The following is a 1,622-nucleotide window of genomic DNA, read 5'->3' on the forward strand; positions in this document are numbered from 1 at the left end:
GCGGGAGGACGGGGGCTCGCCCTTTTGTCAGTGTGGGGAGGCCGGATGGCCTGGGCCGCCGATGGTGCGGTTCAGAGCCTGCCGGGCGGGCCGGCCGTGCGCCAGATGGATCTGGCGCCACCGGCCACGCAGATCGCCGCCGATGTGCAGTCGCTGCATTACGGCTTGCTGGTGGTCTGCCTGCTGATCTTCATCGGCGTCTTCGGGGTGATGTTCTATTCCATCCTGAAGCACCGCAAATCGCTGGGGGCCAAGCCGGCCAACTTCCACGAGAGCGTCAAGGTGGAGATCGCCTGGACCATCGTGCCCTTCATCATCGTGGCCTGCATGGGCTTTGCCGCCACCAAGACGGTGGTGGCGCAGAAGGACACCAGCCATGCCGACCTCACCATCAAGGTCACCGGCTACCAATGGAAGTGGGGCTACGAGTACCTGAAAGGCCCCGGCGAGGGCATCCAGTTCCTCTCCATGCTGGATCCGGCGCAGCGGCAGATGTCCGATGCAGGCAAACCCTCAGGCGATGACTATCTGCTGAAGGTGGACCACCCGATGGTGGTGCCGGTGGGCCAGAAGGTCCGCATCATCACCACCGCCAACGACGTCATCCACTCCTGGATGATCCCGGCCTTCGGGGTGAAGCAGGACGCGATCCCGGGCTTCGTGCGCGACACCTGGTTCCGCGCCGACCGGACCGGCGACTTCTACGGTCAGTGCGCCGAGCTGTGCGGCAAGGAGCACGCCTACATGCCCATCCATGTGCGAGTGCTCAGCGCCGACGACTACGCCCAGTGGGTGGCGGGTGAGAAGAAGCGCATGGCCGAGGCGGCGGATGACCCGAAGAAGGTGTGGGAGCACGACGCTCTGGTGGCCCGTGGTCAACAGGTCTACGCCACCAACTGCGCGGTGTGCCATCGGCCGGATGGCAAGGGAGGCGGGCCCATCAAGCCGCTGGACGGCTCGGCCAAGGTGCTCGATGCCGACCATCTGGTGCAGATCCAGGTGCTGCTGCACGGCCAGAACAACGCCATGCCCTCGTGGAAACAGTTGTCCGACACCGAAATCGCGGCGGTGGTGACCTTCACCAAGAACAACTGGAGCAACCAGACCGGCCAGACCGTCCAGCCTTCGGAGGTGACCGCTGCGCGTGCGCAGTGAGTCTCCTTGCCTTCTTGCGATCCACGCTTCCCGTCCAGGAGCCACGATGAGCGCAGTCCTTGATGCCCACGGCCGCCCGGCCCACGATGCCCATGACCACCATGCCCATGGGCCCACCCCCGGTTGGCGCCGCTGGGTGTACGCCACCAACCACAAGGACATCGGCACGATGTACCTGCTCTTCAGCTTCACCATGCTGATGATCGGGGGCGTGCTGGCGCTGTGCATCCGCGCCGAGTTGTTCAAGCCCGGGCTGCAGTTCTTCAACCCCGAGCTGTTCAACCAGTTCACCACCATGCATGGGCTCATCATGGTGTTCGGGGCCATCATGCCGGCCTTCGTGGGCTTCGCGAACTGGATGATCCCGCTGCAGATCGGGGCCTCGGACATGGCCTTCGCGCGGATGAACAACTTCAGCTTCTGGCTGCTGATTCCCGCGGACTCTAGAGGTTCCCCGGGACCGAGCT

Annotated in this window: 2 protein-coding genes; both read left to right on the top strand. The window is 64.7% G+C overall.

Going from position 1 to position 1,622, the window contains the following annotated elements:
* The first annotated feature begins 45 nt into the window (after positions 1–45).
* Entirely contained in the window at positions 46–1,155 is a 1,110-nt protein-coding gene (gene coxB / locus I73_RS20950; RefSeq protein ID WP_022982409.1) for a cytochrome c oxidase subunit II, read from the top strand.
* 46 nt (positions 1,156–1,201) lie between these two features.
* Positions 1,202–1,622 (top strand): cbb3-type cytochrome c oxidase subunit I (locus tag I73_RS29580; RefSeq protein WP_040501261.1); only part of this gene is annotated, 421 nt, incomplete at its 3' end.

It is taken from the genome of Ideonella sp. B508-1 (genome assembly GCF_000333615.1).
In the GTDB taxonomy this organism is placed as follows: domain Bacteria; phylum Pseudomonadota; class Gammaproteobacteria; order Burkholderiales; family Burkholderiaceae_C; genus Ideonella.

What these genes read in the sequence shown, in the direction of transcription:
- coxB (WP_022982409.1), top strand. Translation starts at nt 46, where the DNA reads ATGGCCTGGGCCGCCGATGGTGCGGTTCAGAGCCTGCCGGGCGGGCCG.